At 62.8% G+C, this 25,689-nt stretch carries 23 protein-coding genes and 1 riboswitch; of the genes, 18 read left to right on the forward strand and 5 right to left on the reverse strand.

Annotated elements, in window-relative coordinates; translation table 11 throughout:
* The first annotated feature begins 31 nt into the window (after window positions 1-31).
* The 7 genes from dusB (at window position 32) to AC3RCG_RS05000 (ending at window position 6,079) form a co-directional block, all read left to right on the forward strand.
* Window positions 32-1,084 carry a tRNA dihydrouridine synthase DusB gene (dusB, locus tag AC3RCG_RS04970; protein ID WP_071653823.1) on the forward strand — a complete coding sequence of 351 codons (1,053 nt, stop codon included), beginning with the start codon at window positions 32-34 and terminating at the stop codon, window positions 1,082-1,084.
* 168 nt (window positions 1,085-1,252) lie between these two features.
* Window positions 1,253-1,486: a helix-turn-helix domain-containing protein gene (locus tag AC3RCG_RS04975; RefSeq protein WP_008445162.1), complete on the forward strand. Its 234-nt coding sequence runs from the start codon at window positions 1,253-1,255 to the stop codon at window positions 1,484-1,486.
* Between the two features lie 107 nt (window positions 1,487-1,593).
* Window positions 1,594-3,180, forward strand: a complete 1,587-nt coding sequence (purH, locus tag AC3RCG_RS04980; protein ID WP_070290015.1) for a bifunctional phosphoribosylaminoimidazolecarboxamide formyltransferase/IMP cyclohydrolase — start codon at window positions 1,594-1,596, stop codon at window positions 3,178-3,180.
* Window positions 3,181-3,360: 180 nt separating this feature from the next.
* Entirely contained in the window at window positions 3,361-3,900 is a 540-nt protein-coding gene (gene ruvC, locus AC3RCG_RS04985) for a crossover junction endodeoxyribonuclease RuvC (RefSeq protein ID WP_058050917.1), read from the forward strand.
* Window positions 3,901-3,935: 35 nt separating this feature from the next.
* Window positions 3,936-4,514, forward strand: a complete 579-nt coding sequence (gene ruvA / locus AC3RCG_RS04990) for a Holliday junction branch migration protein RuvA (RefSeq protein WP_070222695.1) — start codon at window positions 3,936-3,938, stop codon at window positions 4,512-4,514.
* Window positions 4,515-4,520: 6 nt separating this feature from the next.
* Complete coding sequence (ruvB, locus tag AC3RCG_RS04995) at window positions 4,521-5,576, forward strand: Holliday junction branch migration DNA helicase RuvB (protein ID WP_034749202.1); 1,056 nt, start codon at window positions 4,521-4,523, stop codon at window positions 5,574-5,576.
* A gap of 32 nt (window positions 5,577-5,608) precedes the next feature.
* Complete coding sequence (locus AC3RCG_RS05000) at window positions 5,609-6,079, forward strand: YaiI/YqxD family protein (RefSeq protein WP_070312433.1); 471 nt, start codon at window positions 5,609-5,611, stop codon at window positions 6,077-6,079.
* Window positions 6,080-6,117: 38 nt separating this feature from the next.
* On the opposite strand, the gene AC3RCG_RS05005 is transcribed toward AC3RCG_RS05000, so the two are convergent.
* The 4 genes from AC3RCG_RS05005 to AC3RCG_RS05020 all read right to left on the reverse strand — a co-directional run bounded on the left by AC3RCG_RS05005 (window position 6,118) and on the right by AC3RCG_RS05020 (window position 12,453).
* On the reverse strand, window positions 6,118-7,257 hold the full coding sequence (locus AC3RCG_RS05005; RefSeq protein ID WP_492403482.1) for an OmpA family protein: 1,140 nt from the start codon (window positions 7,255-7,257) through the stop codon (window positions 6,118-6,120).
* 13 nt (window positions 7,258-7,270) lie between these two features.
* Window positions 7,271-8,788 carry an ice-binding family protein gene (locus AC3RCG_RS05010; protein WP_492403480.1) on the reverse strand — a complete coding sequence of 506 codons (1,518 nt, stop codon included), beginning with the start codon at window positions 8,786-8,788 and terminating at the stop codon, window positions 7,271-7,273.
* Between the two features lie 275 nt (window positions 8,789-9,063).
* Entirely contained in the window at window positions 9,064-9,531 is a 468-nt protein-coding gene (locus AC3RCG_RS05015; RefSeq protein ID WP_070222691.1) for a DUF2147 domain-containing protein, read from the reverse strand.
* A 114-nt stretch (window positions 9,532-9,645) separates the two neighbouring features.
* Entirely contained in the window at window positions 9,646-12,453 is a 2,808-nt protein-coding gene (locus AC3RCG_RS05020) for a valine--tRNA ligase (protein ID WP_492403479.1), read from the reverse strand.
* 516 nt (window positions 12,454-12,969) lie between these two features.
* On the opposite strand from AC3RCG_RS05020, the gene AC3RCG_RS05025 reads away from it, so the two are divergent.
* Entirely contained in the window at window positions 12,970-14,010 is a 1,041-nt protein-coding gene (locus AC3RCG_RS05025) for a porin (RefSeq protein ID WP_070290247.1), read from the forward strand.
* Between the two features lie 7 nt (window positions 14,011-14,017).
* Here the strand turns inward: AC3RCG_RS05025 and AC3RCG_RS05030 are convergent, their stop codons facing one another.
* Entirely contained in the window at window positions 14,018-16,114 is a 2,097-nt protein-coding gene (locus tag AC3RCG_RS05030; protein WP_070290023.1) for a putative bifunctional diguanylate cyclase/phosphodiesterase, read from the reverse strand.
* A 238-nt stretch (window positions 16,115-16,352) separates the two neighbouring features.
* Between AC3RCG_RS05030 and AC3RCG_RS05035 the strand changes: the two genes are divergently transcribed.
* The 10 genes from AC3RCG_RS05035 to AC3RCG_RS05080 all read left to right on the forward strand — a co-directional run bounded on the left by AC3RCG_RS05035 (window position 16,353) and on the right by AC3RCG_RS05080 (window position 25,680).
* Window positions 16,353-17,093, forward strand: a complete 741-nt coding sequence (locus tag AC3RCG_RS05035) for a Crp/Fnr family transcriptional regulator (protein WP_409027257.1) — start codon at window positions 16,353-16,355, stop codon at window positions 17,091-17,093.
* A 46-nt stretch (window positions 17,094-17,139) separates the two neighbouring features.
* Window positions 17,140-19,047, forward strand: coding sequence for a hybrid sensor histidine kinase/response regulator (locus AC3RCG_RS05040; protein ID WP_492403476.1), 1,908 nt, complete (start codon window positions 17,140-17,142; stop codon window positions 19,045-19,047).
* 28 nt (window positions 19,048-19,075) lie between these two features.
* On the forward strand, window positions 19,076-19,882 hold the full coding sequence (locus AC3RCG_RS05045) for a response regulator (RefSeq protein WP_070222683.1): 807 nt from the start codon (window positions 19,076-19,078) through the stop codon (window positions 19,880-19,882).
* Between the two features lie 39 nt (window positions 19,883-19,921).
* Complete coding sequence (locus AC3RCG_RS05050; protein WP_070222681.1) at window positions 19,922-20,179, forward strand: hypothetical protein; 258 nt, start codon at window positions 19,922-19,924, stop codon at window positions 20,177-20,179.
* A gap of 108 nt (window positions 20,180-20,287) precedes the next feature.
* Window positions 20,288-20,403: riboswitch (TPP riboswitch) on the forward strand.
* 79 nt (window positions 20,404-20,482) lie between these two features.
* On the forward strand, window positions 20,483-22,396 hold the full coding sequence (gene thiC / locus AC3RCG_RS05055; RefSeq protein ID WP_086144896.1) for a phosphomethylpyrimidine synthase ThiC: 1,914 nt from the start codon (window positions 20,483-20,485) through the stop codon (window positions 22,394-22,396).
* A 20-nt stretch (window positions 22,397-22,416) separates the two neighbouring features.
* On the forward strand, window positions 22,417-22,620 hold the full coding sequence (gene thiS / locus AC3RCG_RS05060) for a sulfur carrier protein ThiS (protein ID WP_071079564.1): 204 nt from the start codon (window positions 22,417-22,419) through the stop codon (window positions 22,618-22,620).
* Window positions 22,621-22,777: 157 nt separating this feature from the next.
* Entirely contained in the window at window positions 22,778-23,572 is a 795-nt protein-coding gene (locus AC3RCG_RS05065; protein WP_070312414.1) for a thiazole synthase, read from the forward strand.
* Window positions 23,572-24,336, forward strand: a complete 765-nt coding sequence (gene thiD, locus AC3RCG_RS05070; protein ID WP_492403565.1) for a bifunctional hydroxymethylpyrimidine kinase/phosphomethylpyrimidine kinase — start codon at window positions 23,572-23,574, stop codon at window positions 24,334-24,336. The genes AC3RCG_RS05065 and thiD overlap by 1 nt, the downstream gene beginning before the upstream one ends.
* A 9-nt stretch (window positions 24,337-24,345) precedes the next feature.
* Window positions 24,346-24,969, forward strand: coding sequence for a thiamine phosphate synthase (thiE, locus tag AC3RCG_RS05075; RefSeq protein WP_492403473.1), 624 nt, complete (start codon window positions 24,346-24,348; stop codon window positions 24,967-24,969).
* Window positions 24,970-25,047: 78 nt separating this feature from the next.
* Complete coding sequence (locus tag AC3RCG_RS05080; RefSeq protein WP_492403471.1) at window positions 25,048-25,680, forward strand: ANTAR domain-containing response regulator; 633 nt, start codon at window positions 25,048-25,050, stop codon at window positions 25,678-25,680.
* The last annotated feature ends 9 nt before the right edge of the window (window positions 25,681-25,689 follow it).

Consider the following 25,689-nt stretch of genomic DNA (forward strand, 5'->3'; position numbering starts at 1 on the left):
GCAGGTTCCTCCGTCCATTCCAGGTTCTTCAGTGCAAATCGGCCCTCACATTCTGCGCAACAATGTTTTCGTCGCTCCCATGGCGGGCGTGACGGATCGGCCTTTCCGCCAGTTGTGCAAGCAGCTGGGTGCCGGCTATGCCGTGTCGGAGATGGCGGCGTCGAATCCGCGCCTGTGGGCAACGGAAAAAAGCGCGCGCCGCACGGATCACGACGGCGAAATGGAGCCGAAAGCCGTGCAGATCGCCGGCGCCGATCCGCAAGACCTGGCCGACTGCGCCAGGTTCAACGTGGACAGGGGCGCGCAGATCATCGACATCAACATGGGTTGCCCCGTCAAAAAGGTGTGCAACAGCTGGTGCGGTTCGGCCCTGCTGCAAGATGAAAGCCTGGTCGAAAAGATCCTGCACGCCGTCGTCAACGCCGTCGACGTGCCCGTCACCCTGAAGTTTCGCACGGGTTGGAACCGTTCCAACAAGAATGCCCTGACCATCGCCCGCATCGCCGAGCAAGCGGGCATCCAGATGCTGACCCTGCACGGCCGTACGCGTGCCGATGGCTACAAGGGCGATGCCGAATATGAAACGATTGCCGCCGTGAAAGCCTCGGTGGGCATTCCCGTGGTGGCCAACGGCGACATTACCAGTCCGGAAAAGGCCCGTTTTGTGCTGGATCAAACGGGCGCCGATGCCGTCATGATCGGCCGCGCGGCGCAGGGCCGGCCGTGGATTTGCCGCGAGATCGACCATTTCCTGCGCACCGGCACCTTGTTGCCGGCGCCGTATGTGGATGAAGTGCGGACCTTGATGGACGAGCATTTGCGCGCCCATTATGCGTTTTATGGCGAGTTTCTCGGCGTGCGCACGGCGCGCAAGCACATCGGCTGGTATGTCAAGGATTTGGAAGGCGGCGAAGCGTTCCGCCAGGAAATGAACTTGCTGGAGTCGACGGATGCGCAGTTGCTGGCCGTCGATCAATTTTTTGAGTCGCAATGGAAATTTGGCGAACGGTTACAATATCGCCTCGCCGAATCCAGTGAAAGTGGCCTGATCGATACGATCAAACCTGCGGCCACGGCAGCATGAGCAGATAGCAACAAGCAGGGTAAATCAGTTAGCAGCAGTACAAGGGCGAACGCCTATACAGAGCGTCATGCAATATTAATTACAACACCGAGGCAAGAGGGCAGCACGCGGACCGCATGAGCGGCGCGGCGCCGGATGGCCAGGTGTTCAGCCGGTTGAAGCATAAAAATGAGCAAAGAAAGCATTCAGGAAGTCGTACAGAAAAGTCTAGAAGATTACTTCAATGACCTGGGCGAACAGCAAGCATCGAATATCTACGACATGGTCGTGCTGACCGTGGAAAAGCCCATCCTGGAAGTCGTGATGACACGCGCCGATGGCAACCAGTCGCACGCCGCGCAGATGCTGGGCATCAACCGCAATACCCTGCGCAAGAAATTGCAGGAGCACGGTTTGCTGTAATGCCGGCATGCAAGTGACGCCAAGATTTGAATCCGCCGCAGCGGGCCCGGCCTGATAGCTGATTGCTGCGCCATTCGCCAAGAACACTTAACCACCTAGCCACAGCCATGATCAAACAAGCTCTCCTCTCCGTTTCCGACAAGACCGGCGTTCTCGACTTCGCCCGCGCCCTGTCTGCCCTCGGCGTCAACCTCCTGTCCACCGGCGGCACCGCCAAATTGCTGGCAGACAACGGTGTTCCTGTCACGGAAGTTGCCGATTACACGGGTTTCCCGGAGATGCTCGATGGCCGTGTGAAGACCCTGCACCCGAAAGTGCACGGCGGTATCCTGGCGCGCCGCGATTTCCCTGAGCACATGTCGAAACTGGTCGAGCACGACATGCCGACCATCGACATGGTGGTGGTCAACCTGTACCCGTTCCAGGGCACGGTCGCCAAGGCCGATTGCACGCTGGAAGACGCGATTGAAAACATCGATATCGGCGGCCCGACCATGCTGCGTTCGGCGGCCAAGAACCACAAGGATGTGGTCGTCATCTGCGACCCGACCGACTACGACGCGGTGCTGGCGGAAATGCGCTCGGCCGACGGCCAGGCCGGCGACGTCAGCTATGACACCAAGTTCATGCTGGCGAAAAAAGTCTTTGCGCACACGGCGCAATACGACGGCGCCATCACCAACTACCTGACGAGCCTGGGCCCGACGAAGGTGCACGCCGAGCGCGGCGCCTATCCGCAAATCCTCAACGTTGCATTTGAGAAAGTGCAAGACATGCGCTACGGCGAGAACCCGCACCAGAGCGCCGCCTTCTACCGTGACCTCGTCGCCACCGACGGCGCGCTGGCCAACTACCGTCAGCTGCAGGGCAAGGAATTGTCGTACAACAACATCGCCGATGCCGATGCGGCCTGGGAATGCGTGAAGAGCATGGGCGGCTTCGAGCAAAGCGCCGCCTGCGTCATCGTCAAGCATGCGAACCCGTGCGGCGTGGCCCTGGGCAAGAACGCAGCGGAAGCGTACGCGCGCGCCCTGCAGACGGACCCGACCTCGGCATTCGGCGGCATCATCGCGTTTAATACCGAACTGGACGGCGCCACTGCCGGCGAAATCGCCAAGCTGTTCGTGGAAGTGCTGATCGCCCCGTCGTTCTCCGCCGAAGCGAAACAAATTCTGTCGAGCAAGCAGAACGTGCGCATGCTGGAAATCCCGCTGGGCAGCGGCGTGCACGCCATGGACTTCAAGCGCGTCGGTGGCGGCTTGCTGGTGCAATCGCCGGACGCGAAAAACGTCGGCATCGGCGACTTGCGCGTGGTCAGCAAGCTGCAGCCTACGCCGCAGCAACTGGCCGACCTGATGTTCGCCTGGAAAGTGGCGAAATTCGTCAAGTCGAACGCCATCGTTTTCTGCGGCAATAACATGACCCTGGGCGTGGGCGCAGGCCAGATGAGCCGTATCGACTCGGCCCGCATCGCTTCCATCAAGGCGCAAAACGCGGGCTTGTCGCTGACCGGTTCCGTGGTGGCGTCGGACGCCTTCTTCCCGTTCCGCGACGGCCTCGACGTTGTCGTCGACGCGGGCGCGACTTGCGTGATCCACCCGGGCGGCTCCATGCGCGACCAGGAAGTGATCGATGCGGCGGACGAGCGCGGCGTCGTCATGTTGTATACCGGAACGCGTCACTTCCGTCATTGATAGTGAAGAGAGTAGGTCGGATTAGCGGGGCCGAAGGCCGCGCGTAATCCGACAAGCGCAGTTGGCGACGCATGTCGGATTACGCGTACCGCTAATCCGACCTACAGCTCTCGATAAGGTACTCAGCGGCAGGCACCGGTTATTCACCGGTGCCTGCCGTATTCATTATAGAATCTGGCGATGATTATTCTTGGCATCGATCCTGGCCTGCGCACGACCGGCTTTGGGGTCATTGAAAAACACGGCAACAAGCTGCGCTATATCGCGTCGGGCACCGTCAAGACGGGTTCCGAAGGGGAATTGCCGCCGCGCCTGAAGGTCATCCTGCGGGGCGTGAGCGAAATCGTCGGCACCTACCAGCCCGATTGCGCGGCCATCGAAAAAGTGTTTGTCAACGTCAACCCCCAATCGACCTTGCTGCTGGGCCAGGCACGGGGCGCGGCCATTTGCGCGCTGGTCCACGCCGACCTGTCGGTGGCCGAATACACGGCCCTGCAAGTGAAACAGGCCGTCACGGGCCACGGCAAGGCGGCCAAGGAGCAGGTGCAGGAGATGGTATCCCGCCTGTTGTCCTTGCCTGGTTTACCCGGTACGGATGCGGCCGATGCGCTGGGCGTGGCCATTTGCCACGCCAACAGCATCGATGCGCTGGCCATGCTCGGCGCGCTGGCGCCGCAATTGCAGGGCTTGCGCATGAAGCGCGGCCGCCTCGTTGGATAAAGCATCAATCTAAAATTTAACATTAGGAACACGCGATGATAGGCCGTCTCTCCGGTATTTTGCTTGAAAAAAATCCGCCACAATTGCTGGTCGATTGCCAGGGCGTCGGCTATGAAGTCGACGTGCCGATGAGCACCTTTTATAACCTGCCCCACGTGGGCGAAAAAGTCGTGCTGTTCACGCACCAGGCCATCCGCGAAGATGCGCACCTGCTGTTTGGCTTCGGCAATGCGGCCGAGCGGGCCGTGTTCCGCCAGTTGATCAAGATCACGGGCGTGGGCGCGCGCATGGCCTTGTCGATTCTCTCGGGCATGACGATTGCCGACCTGGCCCAAGCCATTACCTTGCAGGATTCCGGCCGCCTGGTGAAAGTGCCTGGCATCGGCAAGAAGACGGCCGAACGGCTGCTGCTGGAATTGAAGGGCAAGCTGGGGGCCGATATCGGCGCCGGCGGCGCGCACGCGGCGCCCGATGCCCAATCGGACATCCTCAATGCGCTGGTCGCGCTCGGCTATTCCGACAAGGAAGCGCTGGCCGCCGTGAAAAACGTGCCGGCCGGCAGCGGCGTGTCGGACGGCATCAAACTGGCGCTGAAAGCGCTGTCGAAAGGCTGATAGGGCATGAGCATCCAGACCGACAGCTTCACGGAACAGCGCATCATCGACGCGGCGCCCATCTCGCACAACGAAGAGGCGATCGAACGGGCCTTGCGCCCGAAGCAGCTCGACGAGTACGTGGGACAGGAAAAGATCCGCGACCAGCTGGAAATTTTTATTACGGCCGCGCGCCAGCGCAAGGAAGCGCTCGACCATACCTTGCTGTTCGGCCCGCCTGGCTTGGGCAAGACGACCCTGGCGCACATCATCGCGCGCGAAATGGGCGTCAATCTGCGCCAGACCTCCGGCCCCGTGCTCGAGCGCCCGGGCGACCTGGCGGCAATCCTGACGAACCTGGAAGCGAACGACGTCCTGTTCATCGATGAAATCCACCGCCTGTCCCCCGTCGTCGAAGAGATTTTGTATCCGGCGCTTGAAGATTATCAGATCGACATCATGATCGGCGAAGGCCCGGCCGCCCGCTCCGTCAAGCTCGATCTGCAACCGTTTACATTAGTCGGCGCCACCACGCGCGCCGGCATGCTGACCAATCCGCTGCGCGACCGCTTCGGCATCGTCGCCCGGCTGGAGTTCTACAACACGGGCGAATTGACGAAGATCGTCACGCGCAGCGCGGCCTTGCTGAAGGCACCGATCGACCCGGAAGGCGCGCATGAAATCGCCCAGCGCGCGCGCGGCACGCCCCGTATCGCCAACCGCCTGCTGCGCCGCGTGCGCGATTTCGCGGAAGTCAAAAGCAATGGCGAGATCACCAAGGTGGTGGCTGACCGCGCGCTGGCCATGCTGGACGTCGATTCCGCCGGTTTCGACGTGATGGACCGTAAATTGCTCGAAGCCGTGCTGTTCAAGTTCGGCGGCGGCCCCGTCGGCATCGGCAATCTGGCCGCCGCCATCGGCGAAGCGGCCGATACCATCGAAGATGTGCTGGAACCGTACCTGATACAGCAAGGTTTCTTGCAGCGCACGCCCCGTGGCCGTGTCGCCACGCCGGCCGCTTACCTGCACTTCGGCGTCAGCGCGCCGCGCATGGGCCCGGGCGGCGAAGCGTGGGAACTGTGATGGCGGAAGCGGGTGAGCAAGCGAGCGTGGGCATGCAGATCTGGATCGACGCCGATGCCTGTCCCGTCGTCATCAAGGAAATTTTGTACAGAGTCGCCGACCGCCTGGAGTTGCCGCTCACCCTGGTCGCCAACCAGGGTTTGCGGGTGCCGCCCTCGCGTTTCATCCGCACCGTGCAAGTGCCGTCCGGCGCCGACGTGGCCGACCAGGAAATCGTGCGGCTGCTCAATCCCGGCGACCTCGTCATCACGGGCGACATCCCGCTGGCGGCCGACGTCCTGGCCAAGGGCGGTTTCGCGCTGAACCCGCGCGGCGAGTTTTATACGAAAGACAATATCGCCCAGCAATTGACGATGCGCGCCTTCATGGAAGAATTGCGCAGCGGCGGCGTCGACACGGGCGGCCCGGCCGCCTTCAGCCAGTCGGACCGGCAACAGTTCGCCAACAGCCTGGACCGGCATCTGAGCAAGCATCACCGCAAGCCGGCAGCGCCGCAGACGTAAAAAAACCGGCGCAAGCCGGTTTTTTGTGCGCCTAAAACTTAACGCATGACTTTGCGCGTGCCCACGACTTCCACCGTCACGCGGCGGTTCTTGGCGCGGCCGGCGGCACTCGTGTTGTCGGCCACGGGCTGGGTTTCTCCCTTGCCTTCCGTGTAGACGCGGCTCGTCTCGACACCCTGCGCCACCAGATAAGCCTTGACGGCTTCGGCGCGGCGCAAAGACAGCTTCTGGTTGTAGGCATCGGAGCCGACGGCATCCGTATGGCCGACCGTGACGATGACTTCCAGGTCCATGCCCGTCAGTTGACCGAGCAGCTGGTCCAGTGCCGCCTTGCCTTGCGGCTTGAGCGTCGATTGATCGAAATCAAACAGCGCTTCGGAAGCAAACGACACTTTTTCCGACACGGGGGCTGGCGCCGGCTTGGCCTCGATCACCGGTGCCGGCATGGCGACGACGGGGGCGACTTCGGGCGCCGGCTGGTAGGCGGGCGTGGCGCTGGCCGGACGGCCCAGTTTATACACGAGGCTGACGGAATACAGGTCCGCATCGCCGCGGTTGCCGACGGCGTCGTTCAGGCGATAACGCTCGACTTCGCCGCGCAGGGCCAGCGCTTCGCTGAACTTGTATTCGAGGCCCAGGCCCAGCTTGGCGTTGAGCTTGCGTTCGCTGGCATGGGTATTGCTCGAACCCAGCAGGCGGTTGCCGCTGAATTCCGTGTTGGTCTTGGTGTAGTGCATGCCGACACGGCCCAGCAACGACAGGCGCTGCGACAGCGGCAGCTGGCCCAACAAGTCCAGGTTTACGCCGCGAAAGGCCGCTTGTCCGTTCAGTACGCCGTTGCCGCTGGTGGTCGACTTGAAATCGAACTTTCCCAGGTCAAAGTAACCGGCTTCCACGGCGACATACTGGTTCAGTTGGCGGCCGACAAACAGTTTATAGCCGGTGTCGCGCTGGTCCTTGCTGAAACCGGTGACGGTTTCGCCGTTGGCGGCCAGGCTGGCGCGCAGGCGCGGTTCATCGATGGTGGCGCGCGACTGGCCCGCGCCCGCGCCGATGTACCAGGCGCTGTTGGCCCAGTCCGGGTTGATGAAGGTGTTGTCCTGCGCCTGCGCCGATTGCGCCGCCAGCAAGGCGCCGGCCATTACGCTCAGGGCGCCCAGTGTGTGTGCGATAGTCATGGTCATGTCCCGATTATTTGGTGATCTGATTGTTGCGCAGGGTAACGGCGGCGGCCGTCAGCACGCGGCCATTGAGCAGGGTCGTATTGTCGCCCACCGTGATGGCGGCCGACTGGCCCAGGATATTGCCCTTGAAGATGCTGTTGGCGGCCAGGGTGGTGGGGCCGACGGGCAGCCAGCTGACGTTGTCGGCCGTGGCGCCATTGTTCAGGGCAACCACCGAGTTGACGGTCGAGTTCAAGGTCAGGGCCGTGCGGAAGATGTACACGCCGGGACCGTTCAGGGTCAGGGTGCCCGTGATGCTGATGGCGCCCGCATAGCAATACACGCCGGGACCGAAGGTTTGGCCGCCCAGGTCGATGCCGCCGGCAAAGCTGACGTCGCAGCTGCGGCTGTTGCCGTCCGTGATCGCCGCTTGCAGGTCGGTCATGGCGCCGTCCAGGATGGCGCCCGACTTGTAGTTGGTATAGCCAGCCGCCTGGGTCGGATCGACCGTTTGCGAAGGTGAGCCGACGTCGCCCGTGATCAGTGTGGTGCCGCCCGAATTGTTCGTGATCGAGGTGCCTGCCAGCACGCCGAAAGGTGCCGCGCGGCCCAGGAAGATCGGGTTCAGGACGGGCGGGATGGCGACAGCGGTGACGGTCAGCATCGCGCTGCCCGACTGGCCGCCGGCCGTGGCGGTGATGCTGCTGGTGCCGGTGGCAACACCGGTGGCGATGCCCGTGTTCAGTACCGTGGCATTGGCAACGGTGCCCGAGGTCCAGGCGGCGCTGTTGGTGACAATGGCGTTCGAGCTGTCGGAATAAGTGGCGGTGGCAATGAATTGCTGCGTGGCGCCGACAGCGATGCTGGCGGTGGCCGGCGTGACGGCAATGCTGACGATGCTGGTGGCCGGCACGGTGATGGTGGTGCTGGCCGTCTTGCCGTTGAAGCTGGCGTTCATGACGCTGGTGCCAAAGGCAACGCCGGTGACGAGGCCGCCGCTGGCGACGGTGGCGAAAGCGGGCGTGACGGCAAGGAAGCTGCTGCTGGCCGTGACGTCAGCCGTGCTGTTGTCCGAGTAGGTGGCAATGACGGCCAGCTGGCGCGTCGCGGCGACGGGCACGATGGGGCTTTGCGGCGTGACGGCGATAGCCAGCAAGGTCGCTGGCGTGACGGTCAACTGGGCCGCTGCGCTCTTGCCGCCAAACGCGGCACTGATGTTGCTGTTGCCGGCAGCGATGCCGGTGCTCAAGCCTGTGGCGGCATTGACTGTCGCGCTGGCCGGTGTGGCCGACGCCCAGGCCGCCTTGGCGCTGACGTCTTGCGACGAGCCGTCGCTATACGTGGCGATGGCCGTGAATTGCTGGCCCGCACCGATGGTGACCGTGGCCGTGGCTGGCGTGACGGCCAGGCTGGACAAGGTGGCGCCCGGCAAGCCGAGGATGGGATCGCGTCCCTGGTCGCCGCCGCCGCAACCGGCAAGGGCGGCCATGGCCAGCAAACCTGCCGAGACGAGCAGCGGATTCAGATATCGCTTGAAGAGGTTCATATAGTTCCTTTGTGCATGGCAATCATTGCCGGGCATCCGCGGATGAGGTCATCCGGCAGAGCCATGCCGCTTTTCGCTACAGGCGATGGCGTCACAGGCATGCACTATTTCATTTAGGAAACTTCAAGTATGTTCGGTGGCGCGCATAGCCTGCCTTTGGTAGGAAAATGGCGCAAACGCGAGCGATTCGGCCTGGAAAACAACGGCCGTGTGCGGAATACAGACACAAAAAAGCCGGCGCAGCGACCGGCTTCGACAGGGCATACGTGTGCTGCTTAGTCTTCGCGTACCCACGTCTGCGAGCGGCCAAACATCGGCACGCCGACATAGCCGCGCACTTGCAGCTTGGTGCCGCCTTCAATCAGTTCGGCCTTGCTCTTGTAGGTCTTGCCATTGGCCGGGTCCATGATTTCGCCGCCCGTCCATTCCTTGCCGTCATATTTCAGGCCGGACAGGATCACCAGGCCGACGATGGGCTGGTCCTTGTTGGCGCCCGTGCACTTGTCGCACTTCGGATTTTGCTCTTCATTCGGGGCGCGGAACAGCTTGTCGATCTTGCCTTGCAAGACGCCGTTGCTTTCCGTGATGACGACGAGGGATTTCGGCTTGCCGCTGGCATCGTCGATGGTTTTCCAGGTGCCGACAGGGGTGTGGTTGTCATCGCGCGCGATGGCGCTGCCGGCGATGGCCAGGGCGGCCACCAGTACGCTTGCTTGAATGCTTGCTGTGAATACTTTATGCATCGCTAGTCTCCAATGGTTTTTTTTGATCGGGTCACGAACAGTTTATATACCAAGGCAAGACCAGTGGTGCTGCGCGGCGTCACGGGGACGCCGCGCAATCCTTCCAAACCTGCCTTATGCGCTGGCTAGTTTAGCAAACTGTTCGCGCAGTTTTTCAATTGTCGCCGAAAAACTGAGCAAACGCTCGTTTTCTTGCGCAACGATGGCGGCCGGGGCGCGCGCGACGAAGCTTTCATTGCCTAATTTGCTGTTTACTTTGGCAATTTCCGCTTCGATGCGGGCGATTTCCTTGCCCAGGCGCTCGCGTTCGGCCGCCACGTCGATTTCCACTTTCAGCATCAGCTTGGTGGTGCCGACGATGGCGACGGCGGCCGGCGAGTCCGGCAGCGCATCGACGATCTGCACTTCAGCCAGCTTGCCCAGCGACTGGATGTACGGTGCGTACGACGCCAGCGCGGCCTTTTCCGCCGCATTGCCCGCTTCGACGATCAGCGGCACGCGCACGGATGGCGAGATCTGCATTTCGCCGCGCAGGTTGCGCGTCGCGTCCGTCAAGGCTTTCAGCTGCTGCATCCACGCTTCGGCCGACTCATCGATCTTGTCGGTGTTGGCGATCGGATACGGCTGCATCATGATCGAATCACCCTCAGCTTTCAGGGTCTTGCCGGCCAGCGGCGCCACCGTCTGCCACAGGGCTTCCGTGACAAACGGGATGATCGGGTGGGCCAGGCGCAGCACCACTTCCAGCACGCGCAGCAGGGTGTGGCGGGTGGCGCGCTGCTGGCCTTCCGTGCCCTGCTGCACTTGCACCTTGGCTACTTCCAGGTACCAGTCGCAATACTCGTCCCAGACGAACTTGTAGATGGTGGCGGCGATATTGTCGAAACGGAAGTCTTCAAAGCCCTTGGCCACGTCCAGTTCCGCTTTTTGCAGCAGGGAGATGATCCACTTGTCCGCTTGCGACAGGTCGGCCTCGTTCGGGGTGCAATCCTTGCCTTCCGTATTCATCATGACGAAACGGGTGGCGTTCCACATCTTGTTGCAGAAGTTGCGGTAGCCTTCGCAGCGGCCCAGGTCGAAGTTGATGTTGCGGCCCAGCGAGGCGTAGCTGGCCATGGTGAAGCGCACGGCGTCCGTGCCGTAGGCGGAAATGCCTTCCGGGAATTCTTTGCGCGTCGCCTTGGTGATCTTTTCCGCGTCGCGCGGGTTCATCAGGCCCGTGGTACGCTTGACGATCAAGCCTTCCAGGTCGATGCCGTCGATCAGGTCGATCGGGTCGAGCGTGTTGCCCTTCGACTTGGACATCTTCTGCCCCGTCGAATCGCGCACCAGGCCGTGCACGTAGACGGTTTCAAACGGCACCTTGCCCGTGAAGTGCGCCGTCATCATGACCATGCGCGCGACCCAGAAGAAGATGATGTCGAAACCCGTCACCAGCACGGACGAGGGCAGGAAGGCCTTCATGTCCGGTGTTTCTTCAGGCCAACCCATGGTCGAGAACGGCACCAGGGCCGACGAGAACCACGTGTCGAGCACGTCGTCGTCGCGTTTCAAGGGGCCCGTGCTGCCGGCGGCCTGCGCCTTGGCGATGGCTTCCGCTTCTGTCTTGGCAACGAAGATATTGCCCTTGTCGTCGTACCAGGCCGGAATTTGATGGCCCCACCACAGCTGGCGCGAGATGCACCAGTCCTGGATGTTGTTGAGCCACTGGTTGTAGGTGGTGCTCCAATTTTCCGGCACGAACTTGATTTCGCCATTGGCGACCTTGTCCAGCGCCGTCTCGGCGATCGACTTGCCGGGGAAGAAGGTGCCTTCCGGGGCCGGCTTGCTCATGGCGACGAACCACTGGTCCGTCAGCATCGGCTCGATGACGACGCCCGTGCGGTCGCCGCGCGGCACCATCAATTTATGCGGCTTGACCTGTTCCAGCAAGCCTTGCGCATCGAGGTCGGCGACGATCTGCTTGCGCGCGGCGAAACGGTCCATGCCGCGATACGCTTCGGGCGCGTCGTCGGTGATCTTCGCGTCCAGGGTCAGGATGACGATCTGCGCCAGTTTGTGGCGCTGGCCCACGGCGTAATCGTTCATGTCGTGCGCGGGGGTGATCTTCACGCAGCCGGTGCCGAATTCCTTGTCGACGTATTCGTCGGCGATGATGGGGATTTCGCGGTCCGTCAGCGGCAGTTTGAGCATCTTGCCCACCAGCGCCGTGTAGCGCTCGTCCGTCGGATCGACGGCCACGGCCACGTCGCCCAGCATGGTTTCAGGACGCGTGGTGGCCACCGTCAGGAAACCGCTGCCGTCGGCCAGCGGGTATTTGATGTACCACATGGAGCCGTCTTCTTCTTCGGACACCACTTCCAGGTCGGACACAGCCGTGCCCAGCACGGGGTCCCAGTTGACGAGGCGCTTGCCGCGGTAGATCAGGCCTTGCTCGAACAGGCGCACGAAGACGTCGGTGACGACTTTCGAGCGCGGCTCATCCATCGTGAAGTATTCGCGCTGCCAGTCGGCCGAGGCGCCCAGGCGGCGCATCTGCCCGGTGATGATGGAACCCGATTTTTCTTTCCACTCCCACACTTTTTCCACGAATTTCTCGCGGCCCAGGTCATGGCGCGAAATCTTTTGCGCGTCCAGCTGGCGTTGCACGACGATTTGCGTGGCGATGCCCGCGTGGTCGGTGCCGGGAATCCAGGCCGTGTTGTGGCCCAGCATGCGGTGGTAGCGGGTCAGGCCATCCATGATGGTCTGGTTGAACGCATGGCCCATGTGCAAGGTGCCGGTGACGTTCGGCGGCGGCAACTGGATGCTGAAGGAAGGTTTTCCGGCATCGAGGGTGGCGGTAAAGTAACCGCGCTGTTCCCACTCGGTGCGCCAGAATTGTTCAATGTCGGCGGGCTCGAAAGACTTGGCTAATTCCATGATTTGGCGTGTGATTGGCAAAAGGAACCATTATAGATGACGCGGCAACGCCTGCAGCGTGGCAAGCGGCCTTTTTCAGTGTTTTGGCGGCCTGGCGGGCCGCGAACTAACAACAGAGGGCGCAATAAAACGGGGGAGAAAGGGCGGCCGATGCTATAATGCCGGCCTCGGCGCCTCCTGCCCCATCCTTGCGGACGGCGCCAGCAGACGCGGTGGTATCGACGTTTCATATCCAGCACCCGTCCGCGTCTCACGGCCAGCGCATCTGCGATGCCAGCCACCTTCAGCGCGTCCCCTTCGGGCCGGGCGCCTGAGCCACGCGCACCGCCAGCGGTGCACCATTCACGGCGGAATCAAAGCGGCACGTCCATTGCACGCCGCTGCCGCCACAGCTTAGCCAGGATCTGTTGTCCGGCGCGTCGTCTTTTGATACGGCATACCCCGCTTGGCGCCTTGCCGCCTGCGGCCTTGCCGTGGCCGCCGCTTTCCTGGTTGCGCTTTTACAAGGAAATCATCATGAAAAAAATCGCCATCGTTGCCGGTCTTGCCACCACTCTGGGCGCCTTGCCTGCCGCCCAAGCCCAGTCGTCCGTTGATGTCTATGGTCTGATGGACGCGGGCCTGGTACAGGAAGGCGGCATCAGCAAGCTCACCAGTGGCATATCGGCCGGCTCGCGCCTGGGCCTGCGCGGCACGGAGTCGCTGGGCAATGGCTGGCAAGCCGTGTTCACCCTGGAAGCGGGCGTGCAGGGCGATACGGGCCGCTCGGACCAGGCGGGGCAATTGTTCGGCCGCCAGGCGTTTGTCGGCCTCGACAGCCCGCTGGGCATGCTGACCGTGGGCCGCCAGTACAACCTGCAAAGCCAGGCCTTGACCGACGTGGCCGACCCGTTCGAAGGCGGCTATGCCGGCGCGGCGACCAACCTGGCCGGCTATTCGGCCACGCGCATCGACAATACCGTGCGCTACACCTCGCCGGAATGGCGCGGCGTGACGGGCACCGTCATGTATGGCGCCGGCGAACACACGGGTGTGGCGGCGGACCAGCGCTCGCTGGGTCTGGCCCTCGGCTATGTCAACGGTCCGTTGACCTTGCGCCTGGCGCGCCAGAGCCGTGCGGGCGAGCCGGGTAAGGCCGACGCGAACAACACGATTCTGGCCGGTAACTACAACTTCGGCGTGGCCACGGCGTTTGCCGGCTATGGCCGCAACACGGGCGAGGGCAGCACCATGTTCTTCGCGGAAAACCCATATGGCGCGGCGCAGGCGCCCACCGCGTCGAACGACAGCCGCGACGCCATCGTTGGCGTCTCCGTGCCGCTGGGCGCGACGACTTTGCTGGCCTCGTATGTGCGCAAGGATGACCGCGACAGCGCCAACCGCGATGCGCAGCAGCTGGCCATCGGCGCCACGTACGCCTTGTCCAAGCGCAGCAAGGTGTATCTTGCCTACGCGCATATCCGCAACCGCAACGACGCCGCCTACATGGTGGGCAATGCCACGGAAGTGGGCACGGGCAACCGCGCCTTCAACGTCGGCTTGCGCCACGCGTTTTAACGCCTGGTCAACCCATCGCCAGGGCCGGCAACATGCTGCCTTGGCGTAATAATGCTTCGAAGGCGGGCGCGGCCAGGGGGCGGCTGAACAGATAGCCCTGCATCTGGTCGCAGCCATGCTGGCGCAGGAAGGCCAGCTGCTGCGCCGTTTCCACGCCTTCGGCGATCACTTTCAGGCGCAGACTGTGCGCCAGCGAAATAATGGCGCGCACGATGGCCGCATCGTCGTCGCTGTGCGTGATGTCGCTGACGAAGGTTTTGTCGATCTTTAATACATCGATGGGGAAGTGGCGCAGGTAGGCCAGGCTGGAATAGCCGGTGCCGAAGTCGTCGATGGACAGTTGCACGCCCAGCGCCTTCAGGTTGGCCATGATGGCGGTGGCTTGCTCCACGTTATGCATGACCATGCTTTCCGTTAATTCCAGTTCCAGATGGGCGGCGTCGAGACCTGTCTCGGCCAGCGCCTGTGCCACAGCGTGCAGCAGATTTCTTTGCTTGAATTGTCGTGCCGACAGGTTCACGGCCAGGCGCAGCGGACCATGGCCTGCCAGCTGCCAGGCGCGTGTCTGGGCGCACGCCGTGCGCAGGACCCAGTCGCCGATGGGCGTGATCAAGCCCATTTCCTCGGCAAGGCCGATGAAGCTGGCAGGTGGAATACGCCCCAGTTGCGGATGTTGCCAGCGCAGCAGCGCTTCCATGCCCACCACCGCGCCGCTGGCCAGATCCAGCTGGGGCTGGTATTCGAGGTGAAACTGCCCGCGTTCCAGGGCGTGGCGCAATTCGCTCTCGAGTCCCAGTTGTTCCAGGGTGCCTGAATTCATGCCCGAGGCATAGAATTGCCAGTGGCCCCGTCCCTGTTCCTTGGCGCGGTACATGGCGATGTCGGCGTGCTTGATCAAGGTGTCGGCATTCTGGCCATCGTCGGGATACACGGCCACGCCCATGCAGCAGCTGAGAAAAAATTCATATTCGCCCAGTTGCAGCGGCTGCGCCACGGCGTCCTGGATGCGCTGCAGGATGGCGGCGCCCGGTTCGCCAGCGCCATGCTGTGGCAACAGCAGCACGAATTCGTCGCCGCCCAGGCGTGCCACCGTGTCGACTTCACGCGTGGCGTCGCGCAGGCGCTCGGCCACGTTTTTCAGCACCAGGTCGCCCGCATCGTGGCCCAGGGTGTCGTTGACGAATTTAAAGCGGTCGAGATCGATGAACACCACCCAAAGGGGCTGGCCGCTGCGCCGCGTCACGGCCATCGCCTGTTCCAGCCGTTCGCGCAGCAGGGCGCGGTTGGCCAGCCCCGTCAGGATATCGTGCCGGGCCTGGAATTCCAGTTCCTGCTCGAAGCGCATGACGGTGCTGATGTCGTATTGCGCCACGACAAAGTGGCTGACGGCGCCATCGCCATCGTCGCGCACGGGCGCGACGAACAGCTCGCTCCAATAAGTGCTGCCATCCTTGCGGAAATTGCGCACGATGGCCTTGCCTTCGCGCTGTTCGCGCAGTGCGGCCGTAATCTGATGCATGTCTTGCCGCCCCTGCTCCGGACCCTGCAAGTCTTCCAGGCGCTGGCCGATGACTTCGCCGGCCGCATAGCCGGTGATGCGCTCGAAGGCGGGATTGACGTATTCGATCAGGTAGCCGGGTGCGTCGGCGCTGCACAGGATGATGGCGTTGGCCGACACTTCGATGATGCGTTCGCGCAAACGCAGCGACTTTTCATTGCGCATGCGCGCCGCGATGTCTTCGGACAGGCGCAAATTGGCAAACTGCAGCGCCGCCGTGCGTTCGCCCGTGATGCGGGCAATCACGAAATTGCGCGACACCAGCTGGTATACATAGGCCGTTGCCAGCAGGCTCGACAGCAGTCCGCCCAGCAGCACATACAGCGAACCGCGATGGTTGGCATCGGGCGCCATGCCTTTGGCCGGCAGCAGGGCCGCGCCCAGCGTATGCCCGCTGGCGTAGTACTGCAGCAACAGCTTGCTGCTTTCCGACTCGATCTGGCGTGCCGAGGCGTAGCACAGGGCCGTCAGGCACAGCCCGACCGTCAGGGTGATCAGGGCCGAGATGGAGACGGAAATGGAGATACGTTTGAAGAATGATTGCATGATGGCGTCCGGTAGCAGCGCCGGCGCCGATCCATGATCCGGCAGCTCTGGCAGTGACTGACTGTAGGGCGGCAGGCGCCGCGGGGTCCGTTCGCTGGCGAACGGACAAGCATGCTTGCAAGAAATATAGTCGGGCCACTGTGCAGGCGCTGTGTTACGCTGCTGCATATGGCGCCCCTCGTTCGGACGTCTTTCACTTCTCTCCCTAGCTGACGACTGGAAACCAGGAAAACTGCCCATGTCGAGTCCGCATGCCCAGCTGCACAACCCGAATCAAAACCATTTACTCGCCGCCATGCTCGACGCCGATTTCGCGCGCCTGGCTCCCCATCTGGAGCAAGTCTCCATGCTGCTGGGCGATGTGATCTACGACTCGGGCGACAAGCTGCAGTATGTATACTTTCCCACCACGGCCATCGTTTCCATCCATTACCTGCTGGAAAACGGCGGCTCGTCCGAGATCGCCGGCGTCGGCAACGAGGGCATCGTGGGCGTGTCGCTGTTCATGGGCGGCAACTCGACACCGAGCCGCGCCGTCGTGCAGACAGGCGGCGTCGGCTACCGGCTCAAGGCCCACCTGCTGATGGAAGAGTTCGACCGCGCCGGCCCCGTCATGCGTTTGCTGCTGCGTTATACGCAAGCGCTGATCACGCAAATGTCGCAAACGGCCGTGTGCAACCGCCACCATACGGTGGAGCAGCAGCTGTGCCGCTGGCTGCTGCTGACCATGGACCGCCTGCCGAACCGCGAGCTGACCATGACGCAGGAACTGATCGCCAACATGCTGGGCGTGCGCCGCGAAGGCGTGACGGAAGCGGCGGGGCGATTGCAAGCGCGCGGCCTCATCAGCTACCGGCGCGGCCATATCACGGTGCAGGACCGCGCCGGCCTCGAAGGCCAGGTGTGCGAATGCTATGGCGTCGTGAAGAAGGAATTCACGCGCCTGCTGTCGGACGTGCGCCAGCGCCAAGGCCGCTAGGCGCCGCATTTCCCTCTCTTTATTGTTGTCATAGCCCAGGCTACCCATGCACTCAGTTGAAAATAACCCTAACCGCGCCCCGTCGCGCTGGCCCATGGCATTGGCGTTCGCGTTCAGCGCCATCGTATTGGTGGTCATCGGCGTGCTGGCCTGGCGCGCGCCGCCTTTTGATGCGGCGATCCTGATCGAGGCCCTGGTATGCCTGCTGTTGCTGATGCTGGTGGCGCTGTACCGGCGCACGGTGTCGGCCAGCCTGCCGCGCCAGCTGCTCAAGGCGGGCGCCTTGCAGGATGCGATTTTCAACAGCGCCAATTTCTCGTGCATCGCCACCGATGCGCAGGGCGTGATCCAGATCTTCAACGTGGGCGCCGAACGCATGCTCGGCTACGCAGCCAGCGACGTGGTCGACAAACTGACGCCGGCCGGTATTTCCGACGCGCAAGAAATCGTCACCCGCGCCGCCGCCCTCAGCGCCGAGCTCGACACCGTCATCACGCCGGGCGTGGAAGCGCTCGTGTTCAAGGCCACGCGCGGCATCGAAGACATCTATGAGCTTACCCACATCCGCAAGGATGGCAGCCGCTTCCCCGCCATCGTCTCCGTGACGGCCTTGCGCGACGCGCAGAGCAAGGTCATCGGCTATCTGCTGATCGGCACCGATAACACGGTGCGCAAGCAGGTCGAGGCGGAACAGGCGCTGCTGGATCAGCGCCTGCGCGAACAGCAGGCGTATACGCGCTCGCTGGTCGAGACCAATAATGCCGAGTTGAAAAAGGCGCGACTGGTGGCGGAAAAGGCCAACCGCGCCAAGTCCGAATTCCTGTCGAGCATGAGCCATGAATTGCGCACGCCCTTGAATGCCGTGCTGGGCTTTGCCCAGCTCATGGCGTCCGACGTGCCGCCGCCCAGCCCGCCGCAGCAGCGTTCGATCGAGCAAATCCTCAAGGGCGGCTGGTACCTGTTGCGCTTGATTAATGAAATTCTCGACCTGGCCATGATCGAATCGGGCAAGGTCACCCTGTCCCAGGAAGCGATGTCGCTGCTCGACGTGCTGCAGGATTGCCAGGCCATGATCGCGCCGCAGGCGGAAAAGCGCGGCATCCGCATGCATTTCCCCCGCTGCGGCAAGGCGTTCTATGTGCATGCGGACCGCACGCGCGTGAAACAGGTGATGATCAACCTGCTGTCGAACGCCATCAAGTACAACCAGGGCGGCGGCGCCGTCACCGTCGAATGCAGCCGGCATGGCGAGCGCGTGCGCGTGAGCGTGCGCGACAGCGGCGCCGGCCTCGACGCGGCCCAGGTGGCGCAGCTGTTCCAGCCGTTTAATCGCCTGGGACAGGAAAACAGCACGGAAGAGGGCACGGGCATCGGCCTGGTCGTCACCAAGCAACTGGTCGAATTGATGGGCGGCACCATCGGCGTCGACAGCGCCGTCGGCGTGGGCACCACGTTCTGGTTCGAGCTGGCCGCCAGCAGCGCACCGGAACTGGTGCTGGGCGACGGCGATGCGCTGCCGCAGGTGCAGGAACCGCAGGAAAGCCAGCGCACCTTGCTGTACGTGGAAGACAATCCCGCCAACCTGGCGCTGGTCGAGCAATTGATCGCCCGCCGCAGCGACTTGAAACTGCTGACGGCCATCGATGCGCATCTGGGCATCGACCTGGCGCGCACCTATCAGCCCGACGTGATCTTGATGGATATCAACCTGCCCGGCATCAGCGGCTACGGCGCGCTGCATATCCTGCATGATGATCCCCTCACCAGCCACATTCCCGTCATGGCCCTGTCGGCCAATGCCGTGCCGCGCGACATCGAAAAAGGCTTGCAAGCGGGCTTCTTCCGCTATCTCACCAAGCCGATCAAGGTGGTCGAGTTCATGGATGCGCTCGATGTAGCCCTGCACCATGCGGCCGCGCACGGCCTGGCCGACGACACTCACGCAATACGCTAATTCAGCAATCAATTTTAGGAATACCGCCATGCTTCAAGCCACCGAGATCCTGAACGCCAGCATCCTCATCGTCGATGACCAGGAGGCCAACGTCATGCTGCTCGAACAGGTGCTGCGCAATGCCGGCTACACGCGCATCACGTCCACCATGGACCCGCAAGCCGTGCGCGCGCTGCATCAGCAGCACCGCTACGACCTGATCCTGCTCGACTTGCAGATGCCGGAAATGGATGGCTTCGAAGTCATGGAAGGCTTGCGCGATCTCGAGGCGGGCAGCTATCTGCCCGTGCTGGTGATCACGGCCCAGCCCGGTCACAAGCTGCGCGCGCTGCAAGCGGGCGCCAAGGATTTCGTCAGCAAGCCCTTCGATCTGGTGGAAGTCAAGACGCGCATCCACAACATGCTGGAAGTGCGCTTGCTGTACCAGAAGCTGGCCGAATACAACAAGTCGCTGGAACAGATGGTGGAAGACCGCACGGCGGAATTGCGCGAAAGCGAAGCGCGCTTCCAGCGCTTCACGGAACTGTCTTCCGACTGGTACTGGGAACAGGATGCGCAGGGCAATTTGACGCGCTTTTCCGGCCCCGTGGCCGAGATGCTGGGCATCGGCAGCGAGGAAGAGCCGCAGCGCTGGAATGCCGCCGAGCGCGCCTTGCTCGATGCAAAAATTGCCGCGCGCGAACCGTTCCTCGATTTCATCTACAGCCGCGCCAACCTCGACGGCAGCACGCAGTATCTGCAGGTCAGCGGCGAACCGATGTTCGACAATGGCAGCCGCTTCATCGGCTACCGCGGCATCGGCCTCGATGTCACGGAGCGCTTGCGAGGGGCGTGATTTATACTTGGTGCTATCCACATCGACAAGGAAAGCATCATGGCTGACAAATCACCACCGCAATACTGGTTTCCCGCCAAGACCTATGGCTGGGGCTGGGGCTTGCCCATCACCTGGCAGGGCTGGCTGGTGTTCCTGGCCGCGCTGGCGCTGTTCGCCTGCGGCGCCTTCCTGTTCCCGCCGCAAACCATGCTGGTTGGCTACATCGTGTATGAAGCGGCCATCGTCGCCGTGCTCATTTTCATCTGCCAGCTGAAGGGCGAACCGACCGCCTGGCGCTGGGGCAAGAAGAAATAAGCGTGCCGGCATCTGCTGCATTGCAGCAGGTGCGCAAAGACGACACCTGCAAGAAATCATCTGGCCACGCGGCGCGAACCGCGTATAATTGGCTCGCTGCCGCAAGGCGGCAAACGCTAGGGGTCCTGCCTTTCGCTGTGGAAACACAGTGCAAGCGCGGGTGAGAAATACCCTCCGAACCTGATCTGGATAATGCCAGCGAAGGGAAGCTTTAGGATGAACGCACCCCGCTTTTCCGCGTGCGTAATTCCGAACCTCCTTAGCTGACTCCAGGCTTAAAAATAGTCTAGCCAAGGAGCCAAAATGAACGCCAACCCGAAATTCCTCTCCGCCACCGCCACGGTCGACGAAGCCGCCATCGCGCCGCTGCCCAATTCGCGCAAGATCTACGTGCAGGGCAGCCGCCCCGACATCCGCGTACCCATGCGCGAGATCAGCCAGTCCGACACGGAAGCATCGTTCGGCGGCGAAAAGAATCCGCCGATCTACGTCTACGATACCTCCGGCCCGTACACGGACCCGGACGTGCAGATCGACATCCGCTCGGGCCTCGATACGCCGCGCCTGCCATGGATCATGGAGCGGGCCGATACGGAAGAGTTGCCCGGCCCCACCTCCGACTATGGCATCGCCCGCCTGGCGGACCCGAAGCTGGCCGAGCTGCGTTTCAACCTGCACCGCAAGCCGCGCCGCGCCATTGCCGGCAAGAATGTTACACAGATGCATTACGCGCGCCAGGGCATCATCACGCCGGAAATGGAATTCGTCGCCATCCGCGAAAACATGCGCCGCCAGGAATATCTGCGTGAACTGAAAGCTTCCGGTCCCATGGGCGAGCGCCTGGCGGACCTGATGGGCCGCCAGCACCCGGGCCAGTCGTTCGGCGCCAGCATCCCGGCCGAAATCACGCCGGAATTCGTGCGCGAGGAAATCGCCCGCGGCCGCGCCATCATTCCCGCCAACATCAACCACCCGGAAGTCGAACCGATGATCATCGGCCGCAATTTCCTCGTGAAAATCAACGCGAATATCGGCAACTCGGCCGTCACCTCGTCGATCGGCGAGGAAGTGGAAAAGATGACCTGGGCCATCCGCTGGGGCGGCGATAACGTGATGGACTTGTCCACCGGCAAACATATTCATGAAACGCGCGAATGGATCGTGCGCAACAGCCCCGTACCGATCGGCACCGTGCCCATCTACCAGGCGCTGGAAAAGGTCAATGGCAAGGCCGAGGATCTGACGTGGGAAATCTTCCGCGACACCCTTATCGAGCAGGCCGAGCAGGGCGTCGATTACTTCACCATCCACGCGGGCGTGCTGCTGCGCTACGTGCCGATGACGGCCAAGCGGCTGACGGGCATCGTCTCGCGCGGCGGCTCCATCATGGCGAAATGGTGTTTGGCGCACCACCAGGAATCGTTCCTGTACACGCATTTCGAAGAAATCTGCGAAATCATGAAGGCCTACGACGTGTCGTTCTCGCTGGGCGACGGCTTGCGCCCCGGTTCCATCTACGACGCCAACGACGAGGCGCAGCTGGGCGAACTGAAAACTCTGGGCGAGCTGACGCAGGTTGCCTGGAAGCACGACGTGCAAGTGATGATCGAGGGCCCGGGTCATGTGCCCATGCAACTCATTAAAGAAAACATGGACTTGCAGCTGGAGCAGTGCGGCGAAGCGCCGTTCTACACGCTGGGACCATTGACGACCGACATCGCGCCAGGCTACGACCACATCACGTCCGGCATCGGCGCGGCCATGATCGGCTGGTACGGCACGGCCATGCTGTGCTACGTGACGCCGAAGGAACACCTGGGCTTGCCCAACAAGGCGGACGTCAAGGACGGCATCATCACCTACAAGATTGCGGCGCACGCGGCCGACCTGGCCAAGGGCCATCCGGGCGCGCAGATCCGCGACAACGCGCTGTCGAAAGCCCGCTTCGAATTCCGCTGGGACGACCAGTTCAACATTGGCCTGGACCCGGACAAGGCGCGCGAATTCCACGATGAAACCTTGCCCAAGGATTCGGCCAAGGTGGCGCATTTCTGCTCCATGTGCGGCCCCCACTTCTGTTCGATGAAGATCACGCAGGAAGTGCGCGAATATGCGGCCGGCATGGGCATCGCGGAAGACAAGGCGCTCCAGCAGGGCATGGAAATCAAGGCCATCGAATTCATCAAGAACGGCGCCGAGCTGTACCGCAAGGTCTGAAGGAGAGCGTGATGCCTGCATTGATATCCATCACGCTCAACGGCGCGCCGCACCAGGTGCCGCCGGGGCAAACCCTCGATCAACTGATCGCCGCGCTGTCGCTGGAAAACCAGGCGCTGGCGCTGGCCGTCAACCGCAACGTCGTGCCGCGCAAGGCGTGGCCAGGACAGGTCTTGCAGGTGCAAGACCAGGTTGAAATAGTCCGCGCCATCGGCGGCGGCTGAAAACGTCCAAGCAAACCTACTGCGCGTCGCGCTTTGCGGCCTGCGATGCTCACCGGCTCGGCGCCCCCGTGCTCTAGCACGGTTGCGCGTCTCGGCCACAAATCATCGCCGCTCGCTACGGTTTTCTTCGGACGTTTAAAAACTTAAGGAAAAGCACATGAATACCGCAACACATGACGACCTGCTGACCATCGCAGGCAAGCAATACCAATCGCGCTTGCTGGTGGGCAGCGGCAAGTACAAGGACTTGCCGCAGACGCGCGAGGCGACGGATGCGGCCGAGGCGCAGATTATCACGGTGGCGATCCGCAGGGTCAACATTGGCCAGGACCCTAACGCGCCCAGCCTGCTGGACTTCGTGCCGCCGGACCAGTACACGATACTGCCGAACACGGCCGGCTGCTACAACGCGAAGGACGCCGTCTACACCTTGCAGCTGGCGCGTGAACTGCTGGGCGGGCGCAACCTGGTGAAGCTGGAAGTGCTGGGTGATGAAAAGACCCTGTTCCCGCACATGCCGGAAACGTTGATTGCGGCCGAAGCGCTGGTCAAGGATGGTTTTGACGTGATGGTCTACTGCAGCGACGACCCCATCCAGGCGAAGATTCTGGAAGAGATCGGCTGCGTGGCCGTCATGCCGCTGGCGTCCCTGATCGGCTCGGGCATGGGCATCCTGAATCCGTGGAACTTGTCCTTGATCATCGACCAGGCGAAAGTGCCCGTGCTCGTCGATGCGGGCGTGGGCACGGCGTCAGATGCGGCCATTGCCATGGAACTCGGCTGCGATGGCGTGCTGATGAATACGGCCATTGCCGGCGCGCGCGATCCCGTGCGCATGGCGCGTGCGATGAAGCTGGCCGTGCGGGCCGGGCGCGAAGCGTTCCTGGCGGGACGCATGCCGCGCAAATTTGCCGCTTCCCCATCGTCGCCGATGGCGGGCCGCCTGACGTGATGGTGCCAACGTTGCCGACGGTGCTGGTGTTTGCCGGCGCCGACCCGTCGGGCGGAGCCGGCATCGCCGCCGATATTGTCGCGATTGCGGCGCAGGGCGCGCATGCCTTGCCCGTGATCACGGCGCTGACGGTGCAGGACAACGACAGGGTCTTCGGCGTGCAGCCGGTGGCGCCGGAATGGCTGCGCCGGCAGGCGCTGGCGCTGATCGACAAGATGGTAATCAGCGCCGTGAAAATCGGCATCCCGGGCAGCGCCGCGAATGCGGCCGTCATCGCGCAGCTGATCGCGCAATTGCGCCAAAGCCGGCCGGACTTGCCCGTGGTGCTCGATCCCGTGCTGGCCAGCGGCCATGGCGACGTGCTCAGCCGGGACGATGCCGTGCTGGCGCTGGCGCCCTTGCTGCCGGTGACGACCGTGATCGTACCGAACGGGCCCGAAGCGCTGGCTCTCGGCGGCGAAGCAGCGTTGCGCGCGCAAGGCTGTGGCCACGTGCTGGTGACGGGCGGCCATGGCGAGGGCCAGACGATCATCAACCGCTGGTTTGACGCCGCTGGCGGGGAGCGCGAATGGCGCTGGCCGCGCCTGCCCGGAGAATTTCACGGCAGCGGCTGCACCCTGGCCTCGGCCATCGCGGCGCGCCTTGCACTGGGACAGGCATTGCCTGAAGCGCTGGATCTGGCGCAAAGCTATTGCCATGCGGCCCTGGCCGGCGCGTATGCGATTGCGCCAGGTCAGCTCATGCCGCAACGATTCATTCAATAAGGAAACATCATGCGTGGACTGTATCTGGTTACCCCGAATTGGGACGACAGCGACCGCCTGCTCGACGTGAGCGAGCAAGCCTTGCAGGCAGGCGTGGCCCTGCTGCAATACCGTCACAAGAGCGCCGAGGCGCAGCAGCGGCGCGAGCAGGCGGGCGCCTTGCTGGCCCTGGCCCGCAAGTATGGCGTGCCCTTCATCATCAATGACTTTATCGAGCTGTGCGAAGAGCTCGACGCCGATGGCGTGCACGTGGGCGGCCTGGACGCGTCCGTGGCGCAGGTGCGCGCCCGCCTGGGCAAGGACAAGATCGTCGGCGCTTCCTGCTATGGCGACATGGCCCTGGCCAGGACGGCCGAGGCCGGCGGCGCCAGCTATGTGGCCTTCGGCGGCTTTTATCCTTCGCTGGTGAAAAAGTATCCGGTGACCACGCCCCTGGACATCGTGCTGCAGGCGAAACGCGAGATCGCCTTGCCCTGCGTGGTGATCGGCGGCATGACGCCGGAGAACGCAGCGCCGCTGGTGGCGCGCGGCGCCGACATGGTGGCGGCCATCAGCAGCGTCTTTAACAATGCATACGAGGCGGACGATGTGAATATTGCGGTGCAGCAATTCAATCAATTATTCGCGGCATGAGCATGGACATACGGGGCTGATTTGGGGCAATAATCGGCATATAATAAGAACATCATTCATTACCGAGGTTCCCCACCCATGAGTCAGCCAGCCGCCGCGAAACGCCTTATCCTGATCGTTGACGATGACCAGCTCCTGTTGGAATTCCTCGGCGAAGTCCTGCGCCATGCCGGCTACGAGACGGCCCTGGCCCATTCGGCCGAAGTGGCGCTGCAGCTGGTCGCCCAGCGCGAGCCGGACCTGGCTTTGCTCGACATCCACATGCCGGGCATGTCCGGCCTGGAACTGGCCAAGCGCCTGCATGGCGAGACGGGCGTGCCGTTCATGTTCCTGTCCGGCAGCGGCGACAGCGAATCGGGCAAGCAGGCGGCTGCCTATGGCGCCGTCGGCTACGTGGTCAAACCCGTCGACGAAGGCCGCTTGATGCCGGCGTTCGAAGCGGGCCTGGCCCGTGCCGACGAGATCCGCCAGTTGCGTCGCACCGAGCTGAACCTGAACGCGGCCCTGGCCGCCGGCCGCGAAACGAGCTTGGCCGTCGGTTTGCTGATGGGCAAGTTCCAGACGGACCGCAACACGGCGTTCGAAGTGCTGCGCGACCATGCCCGTTCCAGCCGCCGCAAGATCAATGAAATCGCCAGCCAGCTGTTGCTGGCCGAGGAAACCCTGAACGGCTTGCACGGCGCATTTTTGAACCGGGCAAAGACCAAGTAAGCGTATCCT

The sequence above is a fragment of the Janthinobacterium sp. GW823-FHT01H08 genome (genome assembly GCF_058797855.1).

What these genes read in the sequence shown, in the direction of transcription:
- thiE (WP_492403473.1), top strand. Translation starts at nt 24,346, where the DNA reads ATGCGTGGACTGTATCTGGTTACCCCGAATTGGGACGACAGCGACCGC.
- ruvC (WP_058050917.1), top strand. Translation starts at nt 3,361, where the DNA reads ATGATTATTCTTGGCATCGATCCTGGCCTGCGCACGACCGGCTTTGGG.
- AC3RCG_RS05040 (WP_492403476.1), top strand. Translation starts at nt 17,140, where the DNA reads ATGCACTCAGTTGAAAATAACCCTAACCGCGCCCCGTCGCGCTGGCCC.
- AC3RCG_RS05050 (WP_070222681.1), top strand. Translation starts at nt 19,922, where the DNA reads ATGGCTGACAAATCACCACCGCAATACTGGTTTCCCGCCAAGACCTAT.
- AC3RCG_RS05005 (WP_492403482.1), bottom strand. Translation starts at nt 7,257, where the DNA reads ATGACTATCGCACACACACTGGGCGCCCTGAGCGTAATGGCCGGCGCC.
- AC3RCG_RS05020 (WP_492403479.1), bottom strand. Translation starts at nt 12,453, where the DNA reads ATGGAATTAGCCAAGTCTTTCGAGCCCGCCGACATTGAACAATTCTGG.
- ruvB (WP_034749202.1), top strand. Translation starts at nt 4,521, where the DNA reads ATGAGCATCCAGACCGACAGCTTCACGGAACAGCGCATCATCGACGCG.
- thiC (WP_086144896.1), top strand. Translation starts at nt 20,483, where the DNA reads ATGAACGCCAACCCGAAATTCCTCTCCGCCACCGCCACGGTCGACGAA.
- AC3RCG_RS04975 (WP_008445162.1), top strand. Translation starts at nt 1,253, where the DNA reads ATGAGCAAAGAAAGCATTCAGGAAGTCGTACAGAAAAGTCTAGAAGAT.
- AC3RCG_RS05025 (WP_070290247.1), top strand. Translation starts at nt 12,970, where the DNA reads ATGAAAAAAATCGCCATCGTTGCCGGTCTTGCCACCACTCTGGGCGCC.
- AC3RCG_RS05000 (WP_070312433.1), top strand. Translation starts at nt 5,609, where the DNA reads ATGCAGATCTGGATCGACGCCGATGCCTGTCCCGTCGTCATCAAGGAA.
- AC3RCG_RS05030 (WP_070290023.1), bottom strand. Translation starts at nt 16,114, where the DNA reads ATGCAATCATTCTTCAAACGTATCTCCATTTCCGTCTCCATCTCGGCC.
- AC3RCG_RS05045 (WP_070222683.1), top strand. Translation starts at nt 19,076, where the DNA reads ATGCTTCAAGCCACCGAGATCCTGAACGCCAGCATCCTCATCGTCGAT.
- AC3RCG_RS05010 (WP_492403480.1), bottom strand. Translation starts at nt 8,788, where the DNA reads ATGAACCTCTTCAAGCGATATCTGAATCCGCTGCTCGTCTCGGCAGGT.
- thiD (WP_492403565.1), top strand. Translation starts at nt 23,572, where the DNA reads ATGGTGCCAACGTTGCCGACGGTGCTGGTGTTTGCCGGCGCCGACCCG.
- AC3RCG_RS05015 (WP_070222691.1), bottom strand. Translation starts at nt 9,531, where the DNA reads ATGCATAAAGTATTCACAGCAAGCATTCAAGCAAGCGTACTGGTGGCC.
- AC3RCG_RS05035 (WP_409027257.1), top strand. Translation starts at nt 16,353, where the DNA reads ATGTCGAGTCCGCATGCCCAGCTGCACAACCCGAATCAAAACCATTTA.
- ruvA (WP_070222695.1), top strand. Translation starts at nt 3,936, where the DNA reads ATGATAGGCCGTCTCTCCGGTATTTTGCTTGAAAAAAATCCGCCACAA.
- AC3RCG_RS05065 (WP_070312414.1), top strand. Translation starts at nt 22,778, where the DNA reads ATGAATACCGCAACACATGACGACCTGCTGACCATCGCAGGCAAGCAA.
- purH (WP_070290015.1), top strand. Translation starts at nt 1,594, where the DNA reads ATGATCAAACAAGCTCTCCTCTCCGTTTCCGACAAGACCGGCGTTCTC.
- AC3RCG_RS05080 (WP_492403471.1), top strand. Translation starts at nt 25,048, where the DNA reads ATGAGTCAGCCAGCCGCCGCGAAACGCCTTATCCTGATCGTTGACGAT.